The sequence below is a fragment of the Pseudomonas neuropathica genome (assembly GCF_015461835.1).
GTDB classification, from domain to species: Bacteria; Pseudomonadota; Gammaproteobacteria; order Pseudomonadales; family Pseudomonadaceae; genus Aquipseudomonas; species Aquipseudomonas neuropathica.
On record NZ_JACOPX010000041.1, the window covers coordinates 1 to 1,349 of the forward strand.

Here is a 1,349-nt window from a genome sequence, read left to right on the forward strand (position 1 = left end):
TGAGAAGGACCGACTGACTCACTACGCCAAATTCAACGCCGGCGCCCTGATGCGCGGCGACCTAAATGGGCGCTACAACTCCTACGGCAAGGGTATCCAGTGGGGAATCCTGAGCCCCAATGATTGCCGCGAGCTGGAAGATGAGAACCCTCGAGAGGGCGGCGACATCTACCTGACCCCAATGAACATGACCACTAAACCAGAGGCTACCGACGATGCAGACAAAACAGCGCCTTGACCGGCCGCTGACCATCAAGTCGGTCAGTGAAACGGGCGAGTTCGAGGGTTATGGCTCGGTCTTCGGTGTCGAGGACAGCTACGGAGACGTGGTTGTCCGCGGAGCTTTCGAGGCGAGCCTGGCCAGATGGAAAGAGAAGGGCCGTCTCCCAGCAATGCTCTGGCAGCACAACATGAGCGAGCCGATCGGCATCTACACCGAGATGCGCGAGGATGATGTGGGGTTGTTCTTCAAGGGGCGCCTGCTCATCGAAGACGACCCGCTTGCCAAGCGTGCTCATGCGCACATGAAGGCAGGCAGCCTGACTGGCACATCCATTGGCTACATGCTTGATGACTACGAGTACGACAAGGAAAAGGGCGTCTGGATCCTGAAGCAGATCGACCTCTGGGAGCTCTCCCTGGTCACCTTCCCGGCCAACGACGAAGCCCGAATCACCGACGTGAAATCTCTGCTGGCGCGTGGTGAAACCCCGCCGCCCAGCAAAGTGGAGCGGGCCCTACGAGAGGTAGGGTTTTCCGGCTCCCAGGCCAAGGCCTTTATGGCTAAGGGCTACGGTGCAGTGTCACCGCGAGAGGCGGATGCCGACGAAGCACTTCAATCACTGAAATCCCTTTTGGACCGAATTTAAGGAGCCTCTCATGGCTGTTGAAAAGAAAGACATCGAAGACGTCGCTGAAGCCCTGGGCAAGAAGTTCGACGAGTTCAAGGAAAAAAACGACAAGCGCATCGACGGCCTGGAGGCCGAGAAAGGCAAGCTGTCGGGCCAGGTCGACACCCTGAACGAGAAGTTGACCGAGCTCGACGAGTTGAAGTCGGCGCTGGAAAAGGAACTGGCCGACCTGAAGCGTCCCGACGGCACCGGAACCAAGGCAGCCAGCGAGCACAAGACGGCGTTCATGCAGTTCGTCCGTAAGGGCATCGATACCGGCCTGGGCGACCTCCAGGCGAAAGCCTTGCAGATCGGTAACGATGCCGATGGCGGCTACGCGGTGCCGGAAGAACTGGACCGCAGCATTATTGAGCTGCTGAAAGACACTTCGCCGATGCGCCAGGTGTGCAACCAGATTACCGTCGGCTCGCCGGACTACAAGCGTCTGGTGAGCCTGGG

The 1,349-nt window shown here is 59.0% G+C and carries 2 protein-coding genes and 1 pseudogene; all 3 read left to right on the forward strand.

Going from position 1 to position 1,349, the window contains the following annotated elements; all coding sequences use genetic code 11:
- Positions 1 to 238 (forward strand): annotated as a pseudogene (locus tag H8F23_RS28645) (phage portal protein); the annotation flags it as partial.
- Positions 216 to 869, forward strand: coding sequence for an HK97 family phage prohead protease (locus tag H8F23_RS28650; RefSeq protein WP_194936569.1), 654 nt, complete (start codon positions 216 to 218; stop codon positions 867 to 869). The pseudogene H8F23_RS28645 and the gene H8F23_RS28650, both read left to right, overlap by 23 nt.
- A 10-nt stretch (positions 870 to 879) precedes the next feature.
- The coding region (locus H8F23_RS28655; protein WP_194936570.1) for a phage major capsid protein at positions 880 to 1,349 on the forward strand (470 nt) is incomplete at its 3' end.

Bases quoted from the DNA above. Each gene is read 5' to 3' on its own strand.
- H8F23_RS28650 (WP_194936569.1), top strand. From the start codon at position 216: ATGCAGACAAAACAGCGCCTTGACCGGCCGCTGACCATCAAGTCGGTC.